Origin of the sequence: Flavobacterium profundi, assembly GCF_006491645.1 — a bacterium.
Taxonomy (GTDB): Bacteria; Bacteroidota; Bacteroidia; order Flavobacteriales; family Flavobacteriaceae; genus Flavobacterium; species Flavobacterium profundi.
This window is the reverse complement of sequence record NZ_VDCZ01000011.1, coordinates 1-24,453: the sequence shown is the minus strand read 5'-3', so window position 1 is coordinate 24,453 and position 24,453 is coordinate 1. Positions and strand designations below refer to the sequence as shown.

Annotated in this window: 17 protein-coding genes; 3 read left to right on the top strand and 14 right to left on the bottom strand. The window is 31.4% G+C overall.

Annotation, left to right across the window (positions count from 1 at the left end):
- Nucleotides 1–138: 138 nt before the first annotated feature.
- The 11 genes from FHG05_RS13620 to uvrB form a co-directional block, all read right to left on the bottom strand.
- Nucleotides 139–2,031 carry a cellulase family glycosylhydrolase gene (locus tag FHG05_RS13620; RefSeq protein WP_140998651.1) on the bottom strand — a complete coding sequence of 631 codons (1,893 nt, stop codon included), beginning with the start codon at nt 2,029–2,031 and terminating at the stop codon, nt 139–141.
- A 145-nt stretch (nt 2,032–2,176) separates the two neighbouring features.
- Nucleotides 2,177–3,664 carry a glycoside hydrolase family 30 protein gene (locus FHG05_RS13615; protein WP_140998650.1) on the bottom strand — a complete coding sequence of 496 codons (1,488 nt, stop codon included), beginning with the start codon at nt 3,662–3,664 and terminating at the stop codon, nt 2,177–2,179.
- A gap of 13 nt (nt 3,665–3,677) precedes the next feature.
- The gene (locus tag FHG05_RS13610; RefSeq protein WP_232338096.1) at nt 3,678–5,120 is read right to left on the bottom strand and encodes a glycoside hydrolase family 30 protein; all 1,443 of its coding nucleotides are present in this window, start codon (nt 5,118–5,120) and stop codon (nt 3,678–3,680) included.
- 15 nt (nt 5,121–5,135) lie between these two features.
- Nucleotides 5,136–6,860, bottom strand: coding sequence for a SusE domain-containing protein (locus FHG05_RS13605; protein WP_140998649.1), 1,725 nt, complete (start codon nt 6,858–6,860; stop codon nt 5,136–5,138).
- A gap of 10 nt (nt 6,861–6,870) precedes the next feature.
- Nucleotides 6,871–8,343, bottom strand: a complete 1,473-nt coding sequence (locus tag FHG05_RS13600; RefSeq protein WP_140998648.1) for a RagB/SusD family nutrient uptake outer membrane protein — start codon at nt 8,341–8,343, stop codon at nt 6,871–6,873.
- 11 nt (nt 8,344–8,354) lie between these two features.
- Nucleotides 8,355–11,303 (bottom strand): SusC/RagA family TonB-linked outer membrane protein, encoded by a 2,949-nt coding sequence (locus FHG05_RS13595; protein ID WP_140998647.1) that lies wholly within the window; start codon nt 11,301–11,303, stop codon nt 8,355–8,357.
- Nucleotides 11,304–11,594: 291 nt separating this feature from the next.
- Entirely contained in the window at nt 11,595–13,235 is a 1,641-nt protein-coding gene (locus tag FHG05_RS13590; protein ID WP_181369178.1) for a DUF6377 domain-containing protein, read from the bottom strand.
- A gap of 191 nt (nt 13,236–13,426) precedes the next feature.
- Entirely contained in the window at nt 13,427–14,440 is a 1,014-nt protein-coding gene (locus FHG05_RS13585; RefSeq protein WP_140998645.1) for an SAM-dependent methyltransferase, read from the bottom strand.
- 238 nt (nt 14,441–14,678) lie between these two features.
- A complete protein-coding gene (locus FHG05_RS13580; RefSeq protein WP_181369177.1) occupies nt 14,679–15,140 on the bottom strand; it encodes a DMP19 family protein in 462 nt (153 codons plus the stop codon).
- Nucleotides 15,141–15,144: 4 nt separating this feature from the next.
- On the bottom strand, nt 15,145–15,603 hold the full coding sequence (locus tag FHG05_RS13575; RefSeq protein ID WP_140998643.1) for a YciI family protein: 459 nt from the start codon (nt 15,601–15,603) through the stop codon (nt 15,145–15,147).
- A gap of 2 nt (nt 15,604–15,605) precedes the next feature.
- Entirely contained in the window at nt 15,606–17,594 is a 1,989-nt protein-coding gene (uvrB, locus tag FHG05_RS13570) for an excinuclease ABC subunit UvrB (protein ID WP_140998642.1), read from the bottom strand.
- A gap of 148 nt (nt 17,595–17,742) precedes the next feature.
- Between uvrB and FHG05_RS13565 the strand changes: the two genes are divergently transcribed.
- Both FHG05_RS13565 and FHG05_RS13560 read left to right on the top strand, forming a co-directional pair.
- Nucleotides 17,743–18,324 carry a C40 family peptidase gene (locus FHG05_RS13565; RefSeq protein WP_232338095.1) on the top strand — a complete coding sequence of 194 codons (582 nt, stop codon included), beginning with the start codon at nt 17,743–17,745 and terminating at the stop codon, nt 18,322–18,324.
- Between the two features lie 57 nt (nt 18,325–18,381).
- A complete protein-coding gene (locus tag FHG05_RS13560) occupies nt 18,382–19,560 on the top strand; it encodes a M28 family peptidase (protein ID WP_140998641.1) in 1,179 nt (392 codons plus the stop codon).
- A 25-nt stretch (nt 19,561–19,585) separates the two neighbouring features.
- Here FHG05_RS13560 and FHG05_RS13555 read toward each other — a convergent pair whose 3' ends face one another.
- Genes FHG05_RS13555 through FHG05_RS13545 form a run of 3 tightly spaced genes read right to left on the bottom strand, consistent with a single transcriptional unit; the run spans nt 19,586 to nt 23,488 of the window.
- A complete protein-coding gene (locus FHG05_RS13555; protein WP_140998640.1) occupies nt 19,586–20,248 on the bottom strand; it encodes a thiamine diphosphokinase in 663 nt (220 codons plus the stop codon).
- 44 nt (nt 20,249–20,292) lie between these two features.
- On the bottom strand, nt 20,293–21,117 hold the full coding sequence (locus FHG05_RS13550) for a DUF4249 family protein (protein ID WP_140998639.1): 825 nt from the start codon (nt 21,115–21,117) through the stop codon (nt 20,293–20,295).
- 4 nt (nt 21,118–21,121) lie between these two features.
- Nucleotides 21,122–23,488: a TonB-dependent receptor gene (locus tag FHG05_RS13545; protein ID WP_140998638.1), complete on the bottom strand. Its 2,367-nt coding sequence runs from the start codon at nt 23,486–23,488 to the stop codon at nt 21,122–21,124.
- Between the two features lie 141 nt (nt 23,489–23,629).
- Between FHG05_RS13545 and FHG05_RS13540 the strand changes: the two genes are divergently transcribed.
- Nucleotides 23,630–24,310: a hypothetical protein gene (locus FHG05_RS13540; RefSeq protein WP_140998637.1), complete on the top strand. Its 681-nt coding sequence runs from the start codon at nt 23,630–23,632 to the stop codon at nt 24,308–24,310.
- The last annotated feature ends 143 nt before the right edge of the window (nt 24,311–24,453 follow it).

The window sequence follows — 24,453 nt, the reverse complement described above, 5'->3', positions numbered from 1 at the left end:
AGTAAATTTATACAATTATACTTTTAATCGTTACTTTTTCAATTATTGATTTGTAACATTTTTAAGGTTACATTCTTTAAAATGTTTCTTTAAAATAAAAAAGAGCACTTTTGGTGCTCTTTTTATTCTAATTTAAATTTATTTTTTTATAAATGGAATCGTTTCTTCATACTTGGTGATTGTATCGTTTATCTTAAAAAAATAAACTCCAGAAGGAAGGGAACTTATATTTATAGATTCATTTATAGCTGGTTGTAAAGAAAGAATTTTTTGTCCGAATCCATTGTAAATAGTTACTGTAGGGTTACTCATTTTTTTGCTGTATTGAAAAGAAATGGTTTCAGTAGCAGGATTTGGATAAAGTACTATTTGAGAAGAAGTGTAAGTTTCTTCTTTTACTACTGTATGTATTTCTTCCATTCTTGAAGCAGAAGTAGTTGACCAATCAAAAGCTTCCCAACCCGAAACAGTTTCTCGATTGCAATTCATTCCTGAGCCAGAACCACCTTCCGAACTAACAAATTTGCCATTGAGTCCTTTTAGAGCTATTTGTCCGTTGATTTCAATCCATTCAAATGCCTCCCAACCCGCAATGGCATTGCTTGAACATGTCATAGTAGTAGCACCATTTTGAGAATTAACATATTTTCCGTTGTTGCCTTTAAGCGCTATTTTACCATCGCCAGCATTTACAACAGTAAATTTTTCCCATAAACTAACATTAGTACGATCTGCAGTAATGGGCCCCACACCATTATTGGAACACACATATTGATTGCTGTTGCGTAGCCAAACGGTTTGATTTAATGGTTTTGAAGGAATTAGTAAATCTTGTAAGGCATTTCTATAAGTAGTGTTCGTTAATTTTATATTGTTAACCAAGCCATTTAACCAAGATTCAGTATTGTAGGCAGAAGGTTTTGTACCTCCATATTTAAGATAATTGGTTATGGTGTCCCATCCAGAGGTACTATTAAAGGAATAAATAGAACGGTCTGTATTTTGTCTTTTCCATGCCCAAAAAGCCCAACCTACATTTTGTGTATCATAATCGATTCGAGCTGTTTTTACCCATGTAGCTGTATTTTCTCCAAATTCTCCTGTCCATAAAGGAATGTTTAAATTGTTTGCCAAATTTTTTATGGTTGTTAAACTTGGATTGGGATTGCTTTCCCCTTGAGAGCCATAATAATGATTCGAAAAAACTAAGTTATTGTCCCAACGTTCTTGCATGTCATAAAAGTCGCTAGAATAATAATTTCCTTCTGCAAAGATTAAATGATTGCTGTCTTCAGAACGTATTTGAGCAGTCATTTCTTTGTAAGCTAGTTTCAGTTTATATTTTTCTGATTGAATGTCTAATTTAGGTTCGTTTAGTAAATCATAACCTGCAATCCATTCGTTTCCTGCATAGTTTTTGTAGTGATTAGCAATGTGTTTCCAAACTTTTTTAGCGATTTCTACATTGGCCCAATTATTTCCCCAGAAACCAACATTAGTTCCTGGATTGTCGGAATGATGATCTGGATTTTGATAGCCAGGAGCAGCATGCATACATAAAATTACATAAATATTATTGGCACTTGCCCAATTAACCGCTTTATCTAGCCAAACAAAACCATCATTTTTAACCGTATTAGAACTGCTATTCCAAAACATATTATAATGATACGGAATTCGGATTACGTTATAACCTAATTCTTTTACTCTTGCGAAATCAGCATTTGTAATATAATTGTTTCTCCAATTGGTTTCAAAGTTTTGAATTTTTGATTCATTATTGCCTAATAAATCTTTTAAACCGGCTCGTATTTGAGTATGGGATTTTATACCGTTTTGGTCTAAATTCATCATGTAGCCTTCCCACAAAAGCCAATTGCCAAAATTAACTCCTCTGAGTGTAATAGGGTTACCCTCTTTTAAAATTTTACTTCCTGTAGCTGAAACAGTTAAACGCTGTCCATAATTTATGGCTGTACACAATAAGAGTATACTAAGCCAAATTGCCTTCCTATTTTTTAATGTTTTCATGTATTTGTTTTGAATTAATTTTTGTTTTGATCTATTAAAAAAGCGACAATTGACTAGTATATGTCTTATAGTATTAAATAATAGATTTCTTGGAGTAATGCATTGTTCTAATTTAATTAAACGATATTTTTATTTATCTATTAGTTTATTCACTTATGATTGATTGAATCGCATGAGCAGGAATTTCAATACTGATTTCTTTATTTTGTAGTATTAATTTATACGTAATTGGTGCATTGGTTGAATTCATTACTACCGTTACAATTTGTCCATTTGGATTTTTAAAAGAAGTACTTTCTAAAGAACTTCTGCTAGTTGCTGTACTTATTCTTTTGGCATTGGGTTGAATGAATTTTGAAAAATGACCAATATAATAATAGGATGGTGTATAAATTAATTCGTTTTTACTTAAATCCGCATGAATAGGCGCAAAGCAAAAATTTCCTACATGATTTGGACCACCATGTTCATCTAATAGTATATTCCAATCTGTCCAACCTACAGTTCCATTATTAAAATCGTTAATCATGGCTTTACCATACTTTTCTCCATGACTCCATTTTTGATACTCTGTTGCATTAAAAACTTCTTTGCAACCTTCTGTAAATAAAAGATTTTTTGTTGGATAGGATTCATTCACAGTTTTCACATTGTCAAATTTTGGTTCGGCTCCTGTCCAAGTCTCGTACCAATGAAAACCCATTCCCCAAACATATTTAGCAGCTTCTTGATCTTCAAAAATGGTGTTTGCTCGATGCACCATTAAATCCCGATTATGATCCCAAACAATAATTTTCTTTTCTTGAAAACCTTCTTTTACCATAGTAGGTCCTAAATGATTCTTTAAGAAATCTCTTTCTTCTTCAGCAGTATAAATACAAGATTCCCATGTTTGTGTAGCCATTGGTTCATTTTGAATGGTAAGTCCCCAAACAGGAATACCTTCTTGCTCATATGCCTTAATAAATTTAGTATAATAAGTTGCCCAAGAAGCATAATATTTGGGTAATAATTGTCCGCCTTGAAGCATGTTTTGGTTACTTTTCATAAATGCTGGAGGACTCCAAGGACTGAAATAGAAAACCAAATCTTTGCCAATTAATTTTTGTGCACTTTTTATTAAAGGAATTTTAAACTGCTTGTCTACTGCAATTGAAAAACTATTCAATTCTTCATCGTTATCTTGAATATAAGTATAACTTGTAGTACTAAAATCACAACTATTCATATTGGTACGAATAATATTGTAATTGTTTCCGTTTTGACTAAAATAGGCATTTAAAAACTCTTGTTGTTTGTCTTTACTAAGTTTGGCAAATACTTCAGCAGAAGCATCCGTAATAGCACCGCCAATTCCTAAAAAAGTTTGAAATTCTACAGCATCATTTACAGTAATAAAAGTTTCGATTTCTTTAGGTTGTTGCGTTGCTCCAAAACTTTTTGTGTCTGATAAACGTAATCGCAAAGTTGTATTTTCAGCTGTAGTATATATTTGAGCTTTTTCTATAGTCGTTTTCTTTATTTCTTGTTTTTCAATTACAGAGACTTTTTCAGTACTAGATGAATTAGATTGTTGGCAAGAATTTGTAATTAAATTAAATAGGGCAAATAGTAATAAGTGTGTTTTTTTCATTTGTATTTTCATTTTACCAAACATATGTAGCAACTGCTCCAGCAGGTAGAACAGTAGTTATAGGTTCAGTTGAAACATTTATATTAAAAGATTTTTGTGTGTCTGTATTATTTAAAACGACAACTACAATTTTATTGTCAGGAGTTTTGTAAGCTACATTGGGCAATTCAATTGAGTAGTTCGATTGAATTCTAACAGAGCCTGTGGGTACAAATTTAGAACTGTGTGCAATAATGTAATAAGCAGGATTTCTTTCATAAGTATTCCCATCAATTGTAATGGCTCCAAGACATTCAGTACAACCACCTGGTGTATGAGGATTATTAGTAGGATCTGCGGCTAAATTCCATTGCAATACCGTTTTACTCCAATTGCGTGGTGCACCAATCATTAATTCTCTAAAGTGCCATTTAATATCAGCTGCAAAGTTGCCAGGAGCTTGAATCCATTGTTCTGTAAAATATACATTTTTATCTGGATGCGCATTGTGAACCTGACTCATATTATCAATTTGGCCAGCATACAAATGAAAGGCTGAACCGTCAACAAAATTTTTGGCTGCAGCATCATCTAAAATTGAAATTGGATAATTAGGATGGTCTAGATTGTGGTCAAAAAGGATGATTTTTGTGGTAATATTATTTGAAGCAAAGGCAGGTCCAAGGTGATTTTTGATAAAATCAGCTTGTTGCGGTGCTGTCATTACCATACTCGGATTGTTGTATGGATTTTCGGGTTCATTTTGAATCGTTATAGCGTCAATTGTAATGCCATTCGCTTGCATTGCCTGAATGTATTTCACAAAATAATTGGCATAAGTTGCATAATAATTAGTTTGCAATTCACCACCTATTGTAGCTTGATTGGTTTTCATCCAAGTAGGAGCAGACCATGGAGAACCTAAGATTTTAATATTGGGATTAATTGCTTTAATTTGAGTTAAAACAGGAATTAGGTTATTTAGATCTGGAGCAATAGAAAACTGATCTAAATTTACATCTGTTTGTCCGCTTGGCAAATCGTTGTAAGAGAATACAGAGGCATCCAAATCGGAAGCCCCTATACTAATTCTCAAATAACTAACACCTATACTATTTTCTCCAGTTCCAAAAAGTTCTTCTAATAAGTCATTTTTAGCAGATGGAGACATAGTATTAATTAATTGAGCACTTCCACCAGTTAAGGAATAGCCAAAACCATCCATCGTTTGATACGTAGTGTTTTCAGAAACTGTAATGGTAAAATTGTTATTTTGTGTTAAGGGTTGAATGCCACTACTTTGTAGACTAATAAGGCTAGATTTACTAGGTGTGGTTAAATAAAATTTTGCATTTACATTTTCTTCTGTAGGTGGTGGATAATAAGGATAATTTTTGTCATCACAACTGTTCTCAGAAAGAACAATTAGAGGAAGCATGATAAATTTAAAAGTATTTAAAGCAATTCGATTAAGCATAAGTATTTTTTTGAATTATTGTTGTACAAAAGTGTAAGTTCCAGATTGGTAATCATCATCTAAGGTTATAGTAACCAAATAATTACCTGCTGATGTAATATTGTTAATGTTTGATCCTCCTCCATTTGTAATAGAACCCGTTAGGTCATTTGGAGTAGTTGAACCCATATCAAAGTCCCATGGACTGATGAATTTCATATCATAGTTAGCACTTAAAGCAGTCGTAATAGTGTAGGTGTTAGGGTGTTGATACGTCATGGTAAATTCATTTCGGTTTTCCCATACTTGCCAATGAAACAACTTGAAATTGTAGTAATCCCAATTTACTTTGGACTGACTAAAATCAATCGTTATTCGTAAAGCACGATCAGTAGCAACTGTTATGGCATTGGTACTTTCTATAATCGTATTATTTCCAATTACTTTATCCGCATCTGGAGTGCTAGAATCACCAAGTACTCCATTAATAGCGTAGCTAGTTCCCGAACCATTTGATTCAGAATTTAAAGAGTAATTTACAGAAGCTTGTAAAGGAATAAATTTATCTAAACTGAAAACGTCTCCCGATTTATTAAATTCTTCAATCATAGTACCGTTTGCAAATAGAAATAATTGGTCAGGTGTAGCAATTGGATCTGGAGCAGTAGTATCGATTTCCATACTATAAGTATAGCCTGTTGCAGATAAGTTTAATGTAATGAAATAATGTCCTAAATTAGTTGAAGGTATATCTTCATAGCTAAGTCCTTGAGATGTAGCTTGAGATTCCATAATTACACGATTTGTTGTTCCAGTAACTCTTTTTAGAAGATACCCCCAATTTTCATTGGCACGAAACGCAAAATTTCCAGTGTTAACAAGTTGTATAGAAGCTTTCCAAATGCCACCACCTTGGTATGTCAAAGGTTCGTCACCACCCCAACCGTTATTTATAGGATCACCCACAATACTCCATTTCTCTATTTTTAATAGATCATAAGTATTATTATCTAAATCAACACTAATTCGATATTCTCCAGATTCCGTAACTGTTATTGGTATGCCAGATTTTACTAAATCACCATTCGAATTTGTACCATATTGATGACAAGGTACTTGTTTTTCACTGTAGAATTTATAGGTCTTACCTGCTGTTAATTGTGTATATACTTCATGTGTATTTGAGGGCGCACCAGAAGCGTTATTTAAACGTTTTAATGCAATAGCATTATTTAAATCGTTGTTGTTTTCTGTTGCTGTTCCAGAGATATATAATTTGATAGGAATAATTTCAGTTGGAAATCTTTTAAATGAAATGGTATGACTCGAAGCATATACTACTCGATCTAAACATTTAGCTTTAACAGTCCAAGCGATTTTCGAAAAGGCATCAATAGGGTAGCCACTATACGATAAATATTCATCTATTGTGCGGTGAGATATCGCTAAAGAATGATCTTTTCCTGCACTTCCAGAAGATAATTCTAAAATTGGAGTATCAAAAGAAGTGGAACCTAAAGTGTCAAAAACAACACTATACGTTATAGCAAAATCTGCTGAAGATGAAGCAGGAGACCAATCAAAAGTTACGGTTTCATTAGGTGCTTCTTCCTCTAGTTCTATGTTTATATCATCAGATGGAATTATTAATGTAGGAGGAGTTAGATTCCAATTTCCTAATGGATCTAGATTGTCTTTTTCACAACCTATAAACAACCAACTCATAATGATAAAGAAAAGTATTTTATAATAATGTTTCATAATAACAGTTTTATAGTGGATTTTGAGTTAAAGCTGGATTTCTATCTCTTTCTTGTTGTGGAATAGGAAGTAAAATCTTAGCTTGAGTCATATTGTAATTGACAGGATTACCAGTTCTTAAATCAATTTCAACGAGGTTGCTCATAGTTGAAACAGCCAGATTGTATCGAACTAAATCATCCCATCTATGACCTTCTTGAAATAATTCTAGCCTTCTTTCTTTCAAAATAGTTTCTCTCAAAACCGTTTTTGAACTTTTTTGACTTGGTGTTAAATCAGGAAGATTTACTCTTGATCTTATTCGATTAACTTCTGTAGCTGCTGGTTCTAATTGTTCCAATTCGTTCAAAGCTTCTGCTTTTAATAAAATAATATCACCTAATCGTAATAAATACTGACGATTAGAACTTGCAAAACCACCAGCGATTTTCCATTTATAACTAAAAGGAATACTGCTGCCTGTTGTATTACCCCAATATTCATCCACCCATTGAACCGATTCAAATTTTATGCTTGCATTTTTTCGTACATTATCGGCTTGTTCATCAAAAGCATCAATCAAATTATGAGAAGGTGTCACAAATTTTCTCCAACTGTCTCCAGATAGAGAAGGAGGTAGTAATAGTTGTGGTCCATAATTTCCTTCATTTCCACCTAAGTATTGTACCTCAATAATAGATTCTGCATTGTTGTAATTATTTCCATCAAATAAATTATCATAATTGATTAAGGTATAATTTGCGTTACTACTCTCTACTAATAGAATATGTTGTAATACTTTTTGATAATCTGGGTTAGGTTTTTGTGCATACACTTTAGCTAATAATGCGTTTGCGGCACCAGCTGTAGCTCTAGCTTTGGTAATACTTGCGTCTGAATAAGTGTCTGGTAATAAATCGCTTGAAAGCAAAAGATCTTCAATTATTTTTGCATATACTTCTTCTACTGAGGCTCTAGGTACATTTACTGCTGAAGGTTCGGCAGAAGTACTATAATTTGTAATTAAAGGAACGCCTCCCCATAATTTTACTAAAGTGAAATAATGATATGCTCTTAAAAAATAAGCTTCCCCTTTTATTTGTTGCTTTCTTTCATTACTTAATAAGGGGTCGTTAATGCCATCTACATTGTCAATTACTAAATTTGCTTTAGCAATAGCATTGTAAAGATTAGACCAATTTTTAAATAATCTTGAATTGGTAGGAGTTACTTCTAATTTATCAATGCTAAAAATTTCAGGATTGTCTCCACCAGCGTATGCATTATCCGCTCTTACATCTGAAAATAATATGTTATCCCAAACATAATATTCAGCTGACTGAAATGATTCATAAACACCAACTAACGCTGCTTCAATTTGTGAGCCTGTTTCATAACCATTACCGCTTGTTTCCTCTGATATTGGTTTTAAATCTAAAAAATCATCACATGAAATTATTGAGAGAATCGTAAGTAATAAGATTGTTATTTTAAATTTTTTCATAATATTTTTTTTTAAAAAGAAACATTCATTCCAAATAATAATGTTCTGCTTTGCGGATAGGTACCAAAATCGATTCCTCTTTCTACATTTGCTCCGCCATAAGCATTTACTTCTGGATCGTATCCACTATAATTTGTAAGCGTAATTAAGTTTTCACCGGTTAGATATAGTTTAAAGTTGGATAGCTTTAGTTTTTCAATGATTTTATGATTGAAATTATAACTGAAGGTTACGGCTTTAAATCTCAAATAAGAACCATCTTCAATAAAACGAGTTGAAATTCTTGAGTTGTCTGTATTTCCAAAGCTTGCTCTAGGAATATCGGTTATATCTCCTGGTTGTTTCCATCTGTGAAGTACTTCGATACTTTGGTTTTTCGGATCAATCATTCCTTCCGTTTCAATGCGTGTTGCATTTAACATGTCGTTTCCGTAGCTTCCTTCTAATAATATTTGTAAACCAAAACCTTTGTATGAGAAACTGTTATTAATTGCATAAATAAAATCTGGATTGGCATCACCTATAACCACTCGATCATCATCAGAAGGTGTAAAAGTAGAATTCCCGTTTTTATCGATGTAGTAAGCGTTACCACTTGCTGGATCAACACCACCAAAAATATAACCATATAAAGTACCTAACGGTAATCCTTCTTTTAAGAGAACCGCATTTCCTCTACCCGCTATGGAACCTAATAAAATATCTTCACCAATTAAGTTAATCACTTCGTTTCTATTAAACGAAATATTTAATCCGCTAGACCATTTAAAATTTGAATCTAGATTAATGGTGTTGATTCCTAATTCGAAACCTTTATTTTCAATTTCACCAATGTTTTGTAAGGCACGATCAAAACCTGAAGAAGTAGGTAAAGGAGCATTATATAGTAAGTCTTTAGTTCTTTTAACGTATGCGTCGGCTGTAAGTTTAATTTTCCCGTTTAAAGTTTCAAAATCAATTCCTAAGTTTGTTTGAGAAGTTTCTTCCCATTTTAAGGAAAGATTTTCTAAAGTAGACGGATAACTTCCAGGCTGAATTGAACCACCAATTGGGTAATTTGCACCATTACCAATTCTTCCATAGTAAGCATAGTTTCCAATTTGATCATTACCTACAATTCCCCAACCCAATCTTAATTTTAAATTATTGACTACCTTACTTTCTTTTAAAAAGTTTTCATTTGAAATTTTCCATCCAGCGGAAAAGGAAGGGAAATAACCCCATCTGTTATTTGGACCGAAGACACTAGATGCATCTGCTCTAAAATTTGCTGTTAAAAGATATTTGTCATCAAAAGCATAATTTATTCGGCTAATAAAAGAAACATTCGATTTTTCACCTTTACTTGCAGTAGCGCTAATAATTTCTGAACCGCCATTTGGTGTAGTGATACTGGCACTTGCAAAATTTCTAACTTCTAAATTAGAGTTGTCATATGTATTTTTTTGGATAACCGAACCTGCTAAACCTTCAATACTGTGTTTTTTAAGTATCTTTTTGTAACTTAAAGTATTATCAAAAATGTAAAAGAAATTTTCATTTGTAGTTCTTATAGCACGTCCTTTAATGGCTCTTCCATAACCTGTTCTAAAAGGATCTAAAAATGAATTATAAACACCATGACCATTATCGATACCAATATTACTTTTATAAGTAAAATCTTTTAAAATTTTGGCTTGTACGTATAAATTGCCTAATATTCTTGTGTTTTCGTATTTTCTATCTAAACCATCTGTACTTGCTAATGGGTTTTCCCAATTTTGAAATGGATTGCTAGTAAAACTTCCATCTGGATTGAATTCATCAATAATTGAAGGAGTCGTTAAGGCGCCTAGAAGAACACCACCTACATTTACATTATTATTATCGTTAATATCAACATCAGAATATTTAGTGTACGTAAATCGAGTACCCATAGTTAACCAATTGTTGATTTCTTGATCTAAATTAACTTTAAAATTGTATCGTGTCATTGCTGCACTTCTTACAGCACCTTCTTGATTTATAAAACCTGTAGAGACATAATAGTTCGTTCCATTGTTTTTACCAGAAACAGCTAATTGATAGTTTTGAGAATAACCATTTTGAAAAATTTTATCTTGCCAATCAGTATTATACGTATACTGCCCCCAATTAGTAGTATACCCTAATTCGGTCATTAAGTCGCGATATTGTTCTCCATTTAAAACTTTCTGGGTTTTCCAAACCTGTGAAATACTAGCATAAGTATCAAAAGTAATAGTTGGTTTTGCACTAGTTCCTTTTTTAGTTGTAATTAAGACAACACCATTGGCTCCTTGCGCACCATATATTGCGGCTGATGATGCATCTTTTAAAACTGTAATGCTTTCAATATCACTGGGATTTAATGAACGAGTATCTGAAGTTGGTACACCATCTATAACATATAAGGGTTCGCTACCTGAAGAAATTGAGGAAGTACCTCTTACACGCAAGCTTAACCCTTGAGAGGGTTTTCCACCACTGCTTAATACTTGAACTCCAGTGACTTGTCCTTGTATTAAGTTTCCTATTTGTCCAACGGATCTCGATTGTAGTTTTTCACTATCTATAGTTGCTACGGCTCCTGTTAAATCTCCTTTTTTTTGCGTACCATAACCTACGACAATGACTTCTTTAAGGTCTTCTACATTTTCAGAGAGTACCACATTTATTTCCGTTTGATTACCTACCAATACTTCTTGTGCTTTCATACCTATATAAGATACTACTAAAATAGTATTGGGATTATCTTTTATTTGTAATTCGAATAAACCATCAAAATCAGTATTTGTACCAATGGAAGTATTTTTTACTATAATGGATGCACTTGGTACAGGAATACCATTACTATCGGTTACCTTACCTTTAATTTTTCTTTCTTGCGCAAAAGAAGTGAGTACCGATAATAGGAAGAATAGAAGTAATAATTTTCCATTTTTTTTGCCGTATAAAATCATACAATTATATAATATGGGTTAATAATTTTTTTAGTACTGTTTTAAAATTTAACCAACTCTAACGTTGTAGTTCTTTGTTAAATTATTGTTAATCCAAAAGTATATAATTGTCGCTTACTCTTTTTTTAAGAGTAGTAAAAAAGTAGATTTATTTTTTATATTTTATGATATAATATTATGATTATCAATATTTTATTGGTTTTTGTGTTTCAAAAAAAAGTAGTCGTAAGTAGAAGTAAAAGTAAATAAAATGAGTTGTTTTTAAGTTTTTTAGTTGTCAAAAATGAAATTTTATTCTATTTTTTTTACTAAATTTTCGAATTCAGAACGATTAATTGCGCTATTCTTAATTTTTACCCTGTAATTATAAATTGTATTTACAGAGTATCTTAATATTTTTGAAATTTTTGTGCTATTTGTGATTCCTAATCGAATTAATGCATAAATTCTCAATTCAGTGTTTAAAAGTTCTTCACTATTTTTCACAGTTATCTTTTCGTCTTCTTTTAAAAGTTCGTTAAACTGTTGAATGAAATTGGGATATATATGAAGAAAAGATTCATCGAAATTTTTATAGAAAATCTTTAACTCGTTATCAATTACCTGTTTTGATTTGGTTAAATCCAATAGTTCATTTGTCTTATTAGTAATAATATACTTGGTTACTAGTTTTCTATAGATGTCTAATTTGTCAATATATTCTGAATATAAATTTAAGAATGTAGCAATATAATGTTCTTTAATATCATTTGATTCCGCTAATAATTGTGTTATTTTACTTAAATCTTCATTACTAAAATTTAATTCTTTATTTAAGTTGTTTAATTTGTCATTTACCTCTTTTAAATTATTTTTTGCTTGAGATAGTTTTTTATTCTGTTTAAAAACATATACAACAACAATTAATAAAATGAATCCGAGTGCACTAATTAAAATAATAAAATTCTTAAGTGTTGTTTTTTGATTATTTATTTTATTTTCATAAGCAATAGTTATGGTTGGTAAAATATTGGATATGTTTACAAAACGTAAATGAGAATTGTAGAATTTTGCATCATCCATAGAGAATGTTATAAATTTATGGGCTCTTTCAACATCATTTTCTGAGTATAAAATCATAGCTAATTCTGTCAAGGAAGCATTGTCTTTAACATTCGAACGAATATCAGAAATGGCCGACAAGCATAAATATTTTTTTTGATTATTCGTATCGGCTTTAAGTTGGAATAATAATGATCTTTCAAAAGTGACTAATGAAAATTCTCTAGTTCCCATTTTGCATTCCTTCAATCGTTTTGAATTAATTTCTAAAGCTTTATCAACATCTCGATTATCACGGTATTTTTTTTCTAATAATGACAGAATTTCAAAGGAAGATTTTTTTAATCTTTTGGAAAGTGAATCTTCATATTTAGAATATAAGATATTATAATCTGTTTTTCGATTTTTCACCATGGTGTAAAAACTTAGACCTGAATAAGCTTCTTTATGAATAAAATAGTATTCACGAAGTAAAGTATCTTTTAGTTTTTTTGATTCAATGCCTTTTAATATATCTAATGATTCTTTATATCTTCCAGAATCTACCAGAAGTCGACCTAACTTGAGTTTCGATTCTAAAATTTTGAAATCATCGTTTAATTTTAAGGCAATGTTGAGGTTTTTTTCAGTGAAGTTTAACGCCTTATCAAAGCTGTAATATTGGTATTCATCAATAATTTTAGAAATTATAAAATATTGATTATTTAGGTTTACTTTTTCATCCTCCAAAAGCGAAATTAAATTTTTGATTTTATTTTCTTTCGATGCGACATATTTTTTGCTTAATAGTATTTCTTGTTCTAAAACCGAAATTAAAGAATCGGTTTTAACTGTTGCACTTTGCATACAGTTGAAAGAGAAAATAAATGCGAGTAGTATAGAAGATTTCAAAGACATGAATTTTTAAGAGATATTAATTTGTACTTAATCAATATAATTTTACTATAAATTAAGTAAAAGTTATGGTATTTTCAAAAAGGGATAGTTTGATTTGTATAGTGGTTCTTTTTTTTGTTTAAAAAAATGAAAAAAGACTCAGAAATAATTCTTTGTTATTTTTTTTGATTTAGAAAATGATAGTATTATACGGTTATAATATAGCCAGGTTGTGCGTCTATCTTATATTGTATTGTAAATTTTTGCACCGTTTTTAAATCAATTTCTTTTTTTAATAATATCGGTATCGTTAAACCACTTTCATTAATTGCAATTTTATCATTTTCAAAAACGGTAATTCGAGTAAGTATGGCTACATTGTCATATGATGCTATTTTATCCTTGGGTAACTCAATTTGTTTTTGAGCAAGTATTTGTGTTTTTGAGGTATTTGATTCTAATTGAAATTGGGTATGAGCCTTATTTGTAATTTCAATTACACGTTCTAAAACATAGCAAAATGATTCTTCAGGTGTATCTTCACTTCTGTTTTTTAAACCAACATAATCAAGCAAGCAAATATCTAAAGCTAAACTTTGAGGAATTAAAATAGTATTTTCTGGAACTTGTTGCAATAGGTTAAAAGTAATAGGAATTTGCTGCTCTTTGATTAAACCGCATTGTAAGGTTTCACTCAAAACGATATCAATTGTTTTTGGATTTTTTAAACGAATAGTTGTCGCATCTTCATTTTCATAACTTAGAATGTGTGGGTCAAATCCTAATTTATGGATGAGACGTTTCATGTTTTCAAAACTTTCTGTATTAATTTCAATTACAGTAGCTCGAACTTCTTCTGCCGTAAAAGATGCAAAAATGGGTAATAATAAGGTAGCGTAAGGTCCTGTTCCTGCATACAAAATGTGAATTGGCTTTGTGTTTTCCTTTTGCAATTGTTCTATAGCTTTAAACACACCCTTAATAAACATTTTTGTACGTAAAACATCATCCAAACATAGAGCTGCCCAAGTGGTACCTAAAGCTTTTCCATTCGTAAGAAAGAGACTTTTTCGGGTCGTTTCATTTTCTAAATCTATAGTTGAAAGTTTGTTTACCAAATTTTTAAAATTCGCTATAGTATTTGATAGTTCTGCAAAATTATTTTCTTCTTTTTGAAAAATGCGACCTATTTCTTGTAGTACTGCAATTGGATTTGACATTACTTTTAAATAAAATAGTGATAAAGAAAGAAATAGATTTTGGAAATAAAAAATTTAAAGGTAAAAAAAACACAATTCCCTAAGCTTTTTGCCTATTTGCTTGATTTAAAGGGAGTGAATTCCTAATTTAAATGGGAATTGTGTATGAGTTATGAAATTATAGAAACAAAAGTAGAAAATTATTTTACTTATGAGTTAGCAATTTTTCTTTATTTTAAGATTTTATTAACAAATTTTATTAATAATTAAATTGGTTTGGATTACTTCTAATGTAATTTATAATTAGTGACACCACATCTTCTTCTTGCTCGTCATTGAAAAAAATTTCGTCCAAATCTTCCCAACCTGAAAATACTTTTTCATCTAGCTTAGCCATACTTTTTACTCTAGGTTCTGTAACTTCATGATAGTTATTCATCCCAAACAAACCGATTGCTTTAGAAATTAAATGTGCGGTTTTTGGAGCACCAATTTTTTGATAAGCATTCATTATTTCTTTTGCATAATCACCTGCTTCTTTGCTAAAAAAGAATGAAAAACCACCTTCATTCATAGCGCCTTCAAAAATGTCAATCAAGACAAAATTCGTTTCTCCTTCAGTTAGGGTTTCGTCTTCGTCTTTTTTATTCCAAATGATACTTCCAATAGCTTCAATGATTTCTATTTCATCGTTTAACTGAAGAATTTCTTGTGTTTTCATTATTTTAAGGTTTAATTTTCCAAATTTTGTCTGAAACTTCAATATATTCAGATAAAGCAGCTGAGCCATACCAATTATAAAGTTCGACTGTAAATAATTTTTCTTTTATTGCCTTGTCGTTTTGAAGTAACCTATTGGCTTCGTCAAAAGTTGCAACATCTAAAATAAAGATACCCCGTATATTTGCCTCATTTTTATTCATAGGTCCAGCGACAATTAATTTTTTGTCTTTTACCATTTGATGAATATTATCCATATGACTTTTGAAACATGAAGCAATAAAATCTTTATCAGTAGTAGTAGTACTTCCTGTTTTTAGAACAACAAAAACATAGGATTTCATGCCATAATCATCTGCCTTTAATTTCTCAGCTAATGTGGCATCATAATTAGGGTTTGTATTTTGAGCATTCGTAAAGAAAACTAAAAATAATACAGCGAAACACAGTTTTTTGTATAGCATACTTATATTTTTTCTTGTAATACTTTTATTTCGTCTCTTAGTTTAGCAGCTTGGATGAAATCCAGTTCTTTGGCAGCTTTTTCCATGGCTTTTCTTTTTTCGCGAATTTTTTTTTCAATTTCAGGTTTAGATAAATATTCGCTTTCAGGTTCGGCTGCTTTATATTCTAAATTTTCATAGTAATGGGTTGAAACCGAATTACCGCTTAGTGCATTGCCTAAACTTTTATTTAAGGCTTTGGGAACCAAATTATTTTCTCGGTTGTAATTCATCTGCTTTTCCCTTCTGTAATTGGTCTCGTCAATGGTTTTTTGCATGCTTTGTGTTATTTTATCTGCATACATGATGGCTTTCCCATTCACATTACGAGCCGCACGACCAACGGTTTGGGTTAAAGAACGGTGACTTCTTAAAAATCCTTCTTTGTCGGCATCTAAAATAGCAACTAAAGACACTTCGGGCAAATCTAAACCTTCCCTTAATAAATTCACTCCAATTAACACATCAAACAGTCCTTTACGCAGATCTTGCATTATTTCAACACGCTCTAAAGTGTCTACATCCGAATGAATGTAACGGCATCGAATGGCTACTTTAGTCAGGTATTTGGTTAATTCTTCTGCCATTCTTTTGGTTAATGTAGTGACTAAAACGCGTTCGTCTGCTTCACAACGCACTTGAATTTCTTCTATTAAATCATCAATTTGATTGGCGCTAGGGCGAATTTCAATGATGGGATCCAATAATCCTGTTGGACGAATAATTTGCTCCACATAAATTCCTTCTGATTTTTCTAATTCATAATCGGCAGGCGTTGCAGAAACATAAACCACTTGATTTTGAAGGGCTTCAAATTCTTCAAATTTTAACGGACGATTATCCATAGCAGCGGGTAATCGAAAACCATATTCTACTAAATTCTCTTTTCTACTGCGATCACCTCCATACATCGCATGAACTTGAGAAACCGTAACGTGACTTTCATCAACTACCATTAAATAATCATCTGGAAAGTAATCGAGCAAACAAAAAGGTCTGGTACCTGCTTCACGGCCATCTAGATATCTGGAATAATTTTCAATTCCAGAACAATAACCTAGTTCTCGAATCATTTCCAAATCAAAATTGGTGCGTTCTTCTAAACGTTTGGCTTCTAAATGTTTGCCAATTTCTTTAAAGTAGTCTACTTGTTTTACTAAATCTTGTTGAATCTCCCAAATTGCTTTTTGTAAAACATCTGGAGAAGTTACAAACATATTTGCAGGATAAATATTCAGTTTTTGATATTTTTCAATTACTTGAGCCGAACGGGCGTCAAAGGATTCGATTTCTTCAATTTCATCTCCAAAAAAATGAATACGAAAAGGTTCGTCTGCATAACTTGGAAAAACTTCTACCGTATCTCCTTTAATACGAAAAGTTCCTGGAGTAAATTCACCTTCAGTACGCGCATATAAACTTTGTACTAAACGATGTAAGAATTTGGTACGAGAAATCACCTGATCTCTTTCAATACTAACGACATTTTTTTGAAATTCTACAGGGTTACCAATACCATACAAACAAGAGACAGAAGAAATAACAATAATGTCTCTTCGACCAGAAAGCAGGGCAGAAGTAGTACTTAAACGCAACTTTTCTAATTCCTCATTAATCGACAAATCCTTTTCTATATAGGTTCCTGTAACAGGAATAAAAGCTTCGGGCTGGTAATAATCGTAGTAAGAAACAAAGTATTGTACGGAATTATTTGGGAAAAATTGTTTGAATTCTGAATACAATTGGGCTGCCAATGTTTTATTATGTGCCAAAACTAAGGTTGGCTTTTGCACTTCCTGAACCACATTGGCTACCGTAAAAGTTTTTCCAGAACCTGTAACTCCTAAAAGCGTTTGATATTTTTCTCCACTGATAATTCCTTTCGCTAATTTTTCAATGGCTTGTGGTTGGTCTCCAGTGGGTTTGTAATCTGATACGACTTGAAACTTCATGTATTTTTAATTTTTACATTCGTTTTGATAATGTTTTTTTATTGCATTATCTAACTAACAAAGATAGTGAATTGTATGCTTTTATTTTATTTTAACAAAATTCAAATTTGAAATCGTTATTTTTGATTGTATTCAAAAAATGAAAGCCATGAAATTGAATTTTTTAGTTGTATTAGCCTTTATTTTGTTAAGTTTTCAATGTTTTGAAGATAAGGAAAAGGATTTGGTAGAGGAATCTAAACCCAGAACTGTAACTTTTATAATAGAAGAAGAGGAGGCTGAAATGCTTTTACCAAAAGAAGAAATTGTAAAAGAGGAAATCCGTCAGGAAACCAGTCGAGTAGCTTTGGTTGATTTTGCCAAAACCTTTATAGATATTCCCTATGTTTATTCTTCCCAAGACCCCAAAAAAGGTTTTGATTGTTCTGGATTTGTGAATTATGTTTTTAAAAATTTTGATATTCAAGTACCAAGAAGTTCAAGTGGTTTTAAAAATTTTGGAAAACCAATTTCTGTGGATGACATTGCTTTAGGTGATGTTTTGGTTTTTAAGGGATATCAAGATAGTACCTCAATAGGTCATGTTGGGATTGTGTGTGAGGCAAATGGAAAGAATTCAAAGTTTATTCATGCTTCTTCAGGGAAAGTGATGAAAGTGACCATTAGTGAATTAAATTCTTCTCATTATACCAAACGCTTTTATCAAGCGATAGATGTTATTAATCAATAAAATACATTGTATAATAGCTACTATTTTAGTATTATTGTTTCACAAACATAACATAACATGAAAACTAAATCTATCTACTTATTAGCAGGATTATTTCTTGCTAGTATAGCTTCCTCACAAACTTTTATTCCCTATTATGCTGAGGTTTCCAATCAAGTTTCTCAAACTAATATTACTACCTATTTAACCGAATTTGAGAATTTAGGAGTGAAAAGAAGAGGTACGCAACCTTTGGAAGATACTTACAATTGGTTACGAAATAAATACTTAGGATTTGGATATACGGTTGCACAATTTCAGGAAGATTCCTTTACGAATGGAGGTTATACCTGTAAAAATCTTGTTGTGACAAAAGTAGGTACGCTTTATCCGAATACATTTGTTATTATTTGTGGTCACTACGATTCTATTGTTGGTACTGGAACAAATGATAATGGAAGTGGTATTGCGAGCATATTGGAAGTAGCCCGATTGTTGCAAAATATACCAACAGAATATTCGATAAAATTTATCAATTTTAGTGGTGAAGAAGATGGATTAGTAGGCAGTCAACATTATGTAAATACCGTTGTTAACGCAACCAATCCTAAATTAGATATAAAGTTAGTGTTTAATTTAGATGAAGTAGGAGGAGTGGCAGGAATGACCAATAATACCATTACTTGTGAAAGAGATACAGGTACGCCTACGACCAATAATGCTGCATCAAATACAATTACCAACGAATTGATAACTTGTGTAGGATTATATTCTCCTTTAAATACTTATTTATCTTATGCATATGCATCTGATTATATGCCTTTTGAAGATAATAATGAGGTGATAACTGGTTTTTTTGAAAAGAATGAAACTTCTCATAAGCATTCAGCTACTGATTTGTTAATCAATATGGATCCTGTATATAATTATAATGTTGCGAAAGCTGCTACTGGTGCCATGATGCATTTTGCAGTTGCCACAACAACCTTAGATGAAACTGCTTTTACTAATACTGCTTCTGTTCGTTTTTTTCCAAATCCTGTAAAAGAAAATGTATTCATCGATTTTGGAACTTTACCTGCAAAGGAATATGAAATTGAGATTTTGGATACATATGGTAAAAAAGTTTTTAAAAATAAGATTCATTCACCAAAACAGCTCGAAAATATAAATATTAGTCATTTAAATCAGGGTATTTATTTGATTCAATTGTCTTTTGAAGGAGTAACAATACGAAAGAAAATAATAATAAATTAATTATGATGGGTTTCTTTCTAAAAGTTTAATCCCAACATTCCATTAATAATAAATCTCCTTTTTGATGTTCTATGACTACAATACCATCTTCAGTTGCATGATTACTGCTTCCTGTTCGATAGCCAATCTTTAAAGTATCATTTTGTAAGGGATAAAATAAATTTTTGGATGAAATTCCAGAAACTTCACCTATTGGAATGAGTGATAGTGGTGTGTTTTTAGGATACCATTTTTCGAACTTATTTGGCAGTAAGAAAATTTTAGAATGATCATCTAGAATTACAATTTTTAAGGCATTTCTAAAACGTACAATGTTCGTAACATTTGTAATAGTATGATCCGCTCTTTTTCCGGTTGCCCAAATTACATTAACGGCTGGAATTCCACGTTCAATTAAATAATCAAATGCTTTTTCTAAATCGGTTTTATCTTGATTAGGTGTGTGCACAATTTCAATAGGATATTGACTTTCTTTATAGTGTTCTGGGTTAAAACCACGATCGAAATCACCTAATAAAACATCTATTTTTATCCCTAATTCCAATACGCGATCAATAGCAGAATCTAATACAATCACCAAAGGAGACCATTCTAGTAATTGTCCTAATAATTCTTCACTACAAGATGCACCATTTGCAATAATTAATGCAGGTTCTTGATCATCTCTAACTATATGATGGGAAGACATAAAATGGTTTTTATATTAAAGTACGAATATAAGAAATGATCTTTTTATTGAATGGTATAATTTTCTATATCTACTTCACCTAAACTAAAATAGCCATAAGGGTAATTATTTGGGTTCGTTTGATTGACCATGTTACCTCTTAAGGTTGCTGGAGCTGTAGTAAAGGGATTACCACCGTCTGTACCTGCAATATTTAATAATTTGTCCATATAATTGGCGTACCTTGAAGAAACACCTTGTAGTGATAATACCAATTGATCATTGGGCTCTAATTCATCTATGTAAAGTCCGAACATTTGATTCCCTTGAAAGAATTCGTCATCAACAACACCATATTCTGGAAAAGCAACCATACTATTTTTAAAACCAATGAGATAGAAATTATCTTGTAATCCATCGTCTTGAAAAAAGAATTTTACTTGTGTGTTTTCTTCTCCTCCAAAACCTGTAGTAACGGTTTGTTCAATATTGTCGATATCTGGTGTTGGATATAAAGTTTCTGTACCAATATAGGTTTCACCCTTATAAATTACGGTTAAAGTATAGGTTTCATTTAAAATAGGATTGAAATTAGAACAGCTATAAGTGTTGGTTCCAATGTTTTCAAAAAAAGTATACGTTTCTGCACCATGAGTTATAAAAACTGTTGCACCTGAAGCTATAGGAGTTCCATTTTGATAAAAATCACCAGTAGTGGACAATCGAATGATTTGTTCGTTTCCTGCGGTTCCTTTTTGCCATTTAATAGAAGCATCAATTACTAATTTGGGTTCAGCTGTATCTAAACCAATGTCAACGACGTCTTCACAAGAAAGCATTGATACTAAAGTTATAAGTAGAAGAGATAATTTTAGAAGAATTCGTACCATGATTTTAAAATTTAAAATTATACGTTACACTCGGTACAATACCGAATATTGATAAGCGAACCGCTTCATTATTTCCTGAATCTGCATTTTGTCTAAAACTAATGGAGGCCGCATTTTTTCTACTATATACATTGTAAATACCAAATACCCATTCACCTTTCCATTTTTTATTAACATTATTTCTAGGCGTTAAGGTTGCAGATATATCTAAACGATGATAAGCTGGCAGATTATTCGCATTTCTTGCACCATAACTAGGAACTGAAATTCCTTGATATACATATTGTCCGTTAGGATAGGTCACAGGTTGTCCGGTTTGTAAAGAAAAAATACTTCCAAAACTCCATTTTTCATTTAATTCGTATACACCCGTAACAGATAAATTATGGGTTTTGTCCCAACCGGTTTTGTACCAATTTCCATTATTGATACCTGTTTCTTCAGCGGTTCTTCCTTCCGTTTTTTGCTCCGATCTTGAAAGGGTGTAAGAAATCCATCCGTTTAACTTACCTTCATTTTTTCGAGCTAAAATTTCCAAACCATACGCTCTTGATTTTCCTGCTAAAACAACTTGTTCGATCGCATTATTAGCTATTAAATCGGCTCCATCAATATAGTCTAAACGATTTTTTACATATTTATAGAAGGATTCAACTTCAAAAGAGTATTTGCCGTTTTTTGTGTTTTTTTGGTAACCAATAGCAAATTGATCCAAAATTTGAGGTTTTAAAAAATCATCACTTGGAGCCCAAACATCTAGAGGAGTAGGAGATTGTGTATTGGAAATAAGATGTAAATACTGTGTCATTCGATTATAACTTGCCTTAACCGATTGCTCTTTGTTGATTATGTAAGCCATAGAAAAACGTGGCTCTAAATTGCTAAAATTAGCAATCACTTCATTGGTACCATATTTTTTAGTTCCAATTGGAGTAGCCTTTTCATAAATTTTTAACTCATTATCATAGGAAACCGCCTCATTATTAGCGTAAACATTTATTTCTTGTGAGCCTAGACGATAAAATAGACTGTATCGTAAACCATAATTGATAGAAAATTTTTCTGAAAGCTTTTGTTCGGCATCAATGTAGAAAGCAGGTTCAAAGGCATATTTTTTATCCAATTGATCTGGATTTATGGAAGATTCGTCATTATTAGGTTCAATTTTTCCTGGATTGAAATCATAATATACCGCATTTAAACCATACGTCATTTTTGTCTTATCGTTTAAATAATGTTTGAAATCATATTTTATATTGTAATTTTTAATACCACTATCCCAATTAAAGCCTACAAAATCTAATGTTAATCCGTAATAATAATCACTATATATAAGGGATAGGTTAGAGAATAACTTATCAGTATATAAGTGGTTCCAACGTAAATTTAATACCGAATTACCATAGGTGTTTACAAAACTTTTGTTTAAACTAAAAACGTCTCTTCCGAAATAACCAGAGAGGTATAAGTTATTATTATCGTTTAATTTGTAGCTTAATTTGGTATTCAAATCATAGAAATAAGCAGAATTTTCATTATCCGTTAGTTTTAAAAAGAGATGTGCATACGAACTTCTTCCTGCTACTAAAAAAGACCCTTTGTCTTTTACAATAGGTCCTTCTGCTAAAATTCTACTAGATATAAGACCAATTCCACCATTAATATGAAAACCATTACTATTTCCATCTTTTTGATAAATGTCTAAAACAGAGGCTACTCGACCACCAAATCGAGCAGGAACACCACCTTTGTACAACTTTAAATCTTTTATGGCATCTGCATTAAAAACAGAAAAGAAACCAAATAAGTGCGAGGAATTATATATAGTGGCTTCATCTAATAAAATTAAATTTTGATCTGCCGCACCACCTCTTACATTAAAACCAGATTGTCCTTCACCAGCATTGGTTACCCCTGGCAAGGTTAAGATAGATTTTAAAATATCAGTTTCTCCAAGTACAACGGGTAGTTTTTTAATCGTATTTACCGAAATTTTATTTACACTCATTTCTGGTTTTTCAATATTCGGTTTTTCAATATTTTCAGAAACTATAATTTCATCCAATTGATAGTCTGTTTCTTTAAGGCTTACATTTTTACGAATGTTTTCCGTTAAGTTTATTTGTTCTACGATATCTTGAAAACCAATATAGGTATAACGAACTGTATAATTTCCTTTAGGAAGCGTAATAGAATAAAAACCATATTCATTGGTTGTTGTCCCTGTTTTTAATTCTTCAATAATAACAGTAACGCCAATTAGTGTTTCATTGGTATTACTATCTGAAATGGTCCCGCTTAAGGAAAATTTTTCTTGAGAAGAAACACTATTAAAAAAGAAGAAGGATAAAAATAGTAAAACTAATTTCATAGATTTGCCCATGGTATGATTTTTGTTTTACAAAATTGAATAATTTTTTTTGTACTTTTAGTATAAAATCTGTTAATGTATGGTTAATTATCATGCTAAATTAATTCGTAAATGATACGTTTGTTGAAAAAGAATTTTGTGATGAAAAAGTTAGTGATAGTTGGTGTTTTATTTTCTCTCAGCTTGCATGCGCAAGTAGATAAGAAGAAGCAAGCTTTTAATTTACAACTTAATAATCCTTTTGATTCCAATCCTTCCAGTACCTCACCTTCATCATTACCTTCTTTGCAGTATAAAAGTATTTTGGATAAAGATGATAATTATCTGAAAAAATATTCTGATTTAAATACCACAACACCCAAGAAGAGCGTGTTAGAATTAAATAATGATAAGAAATTCATCAATCCAGGAGATGAAGTTAGAGATAAACTCAATAAAGAAATCGCCAAAGAGGGGAATTGGGAAGATGTTTTTTTTGGCAAGTACAAAGTTTCCACGCCTATTATAAAAATTATGACACGTGACTATGCAGACCCGGATGGAGACAAAGTGCAAATTTTAGTAAACAACATCACAGTAGTTACCAGTTTACTTTTAGATACGAGTTACAAAACCACATATGTAGATTTAAGAGAAGGAGATAACTATTTAGATATATTGGCTTTAAATCAAGGTCTTGCTGGGCCAAATACGGCTAATTTTGCCATTTATGATGGTAATGGAAACTTATTAACTAATAACGATTGGAGCTTGAATACAGGTGTTTCTGCTAAATTTACTATTGAATATATCAAGCCAATTGTGGAGAAAAAAAATAAGTAATAAGAATAGAAATTACACCATTTAATTAAAGTATAAAAAAAGCGACCCATTTTGCACTGCCCCCAAAAAGTTAGACACTATTTGGGGGTATTTTTATGGAAAGAAAAGTCAAGTACGATTATGCATTTAAATTAGAATGCGTA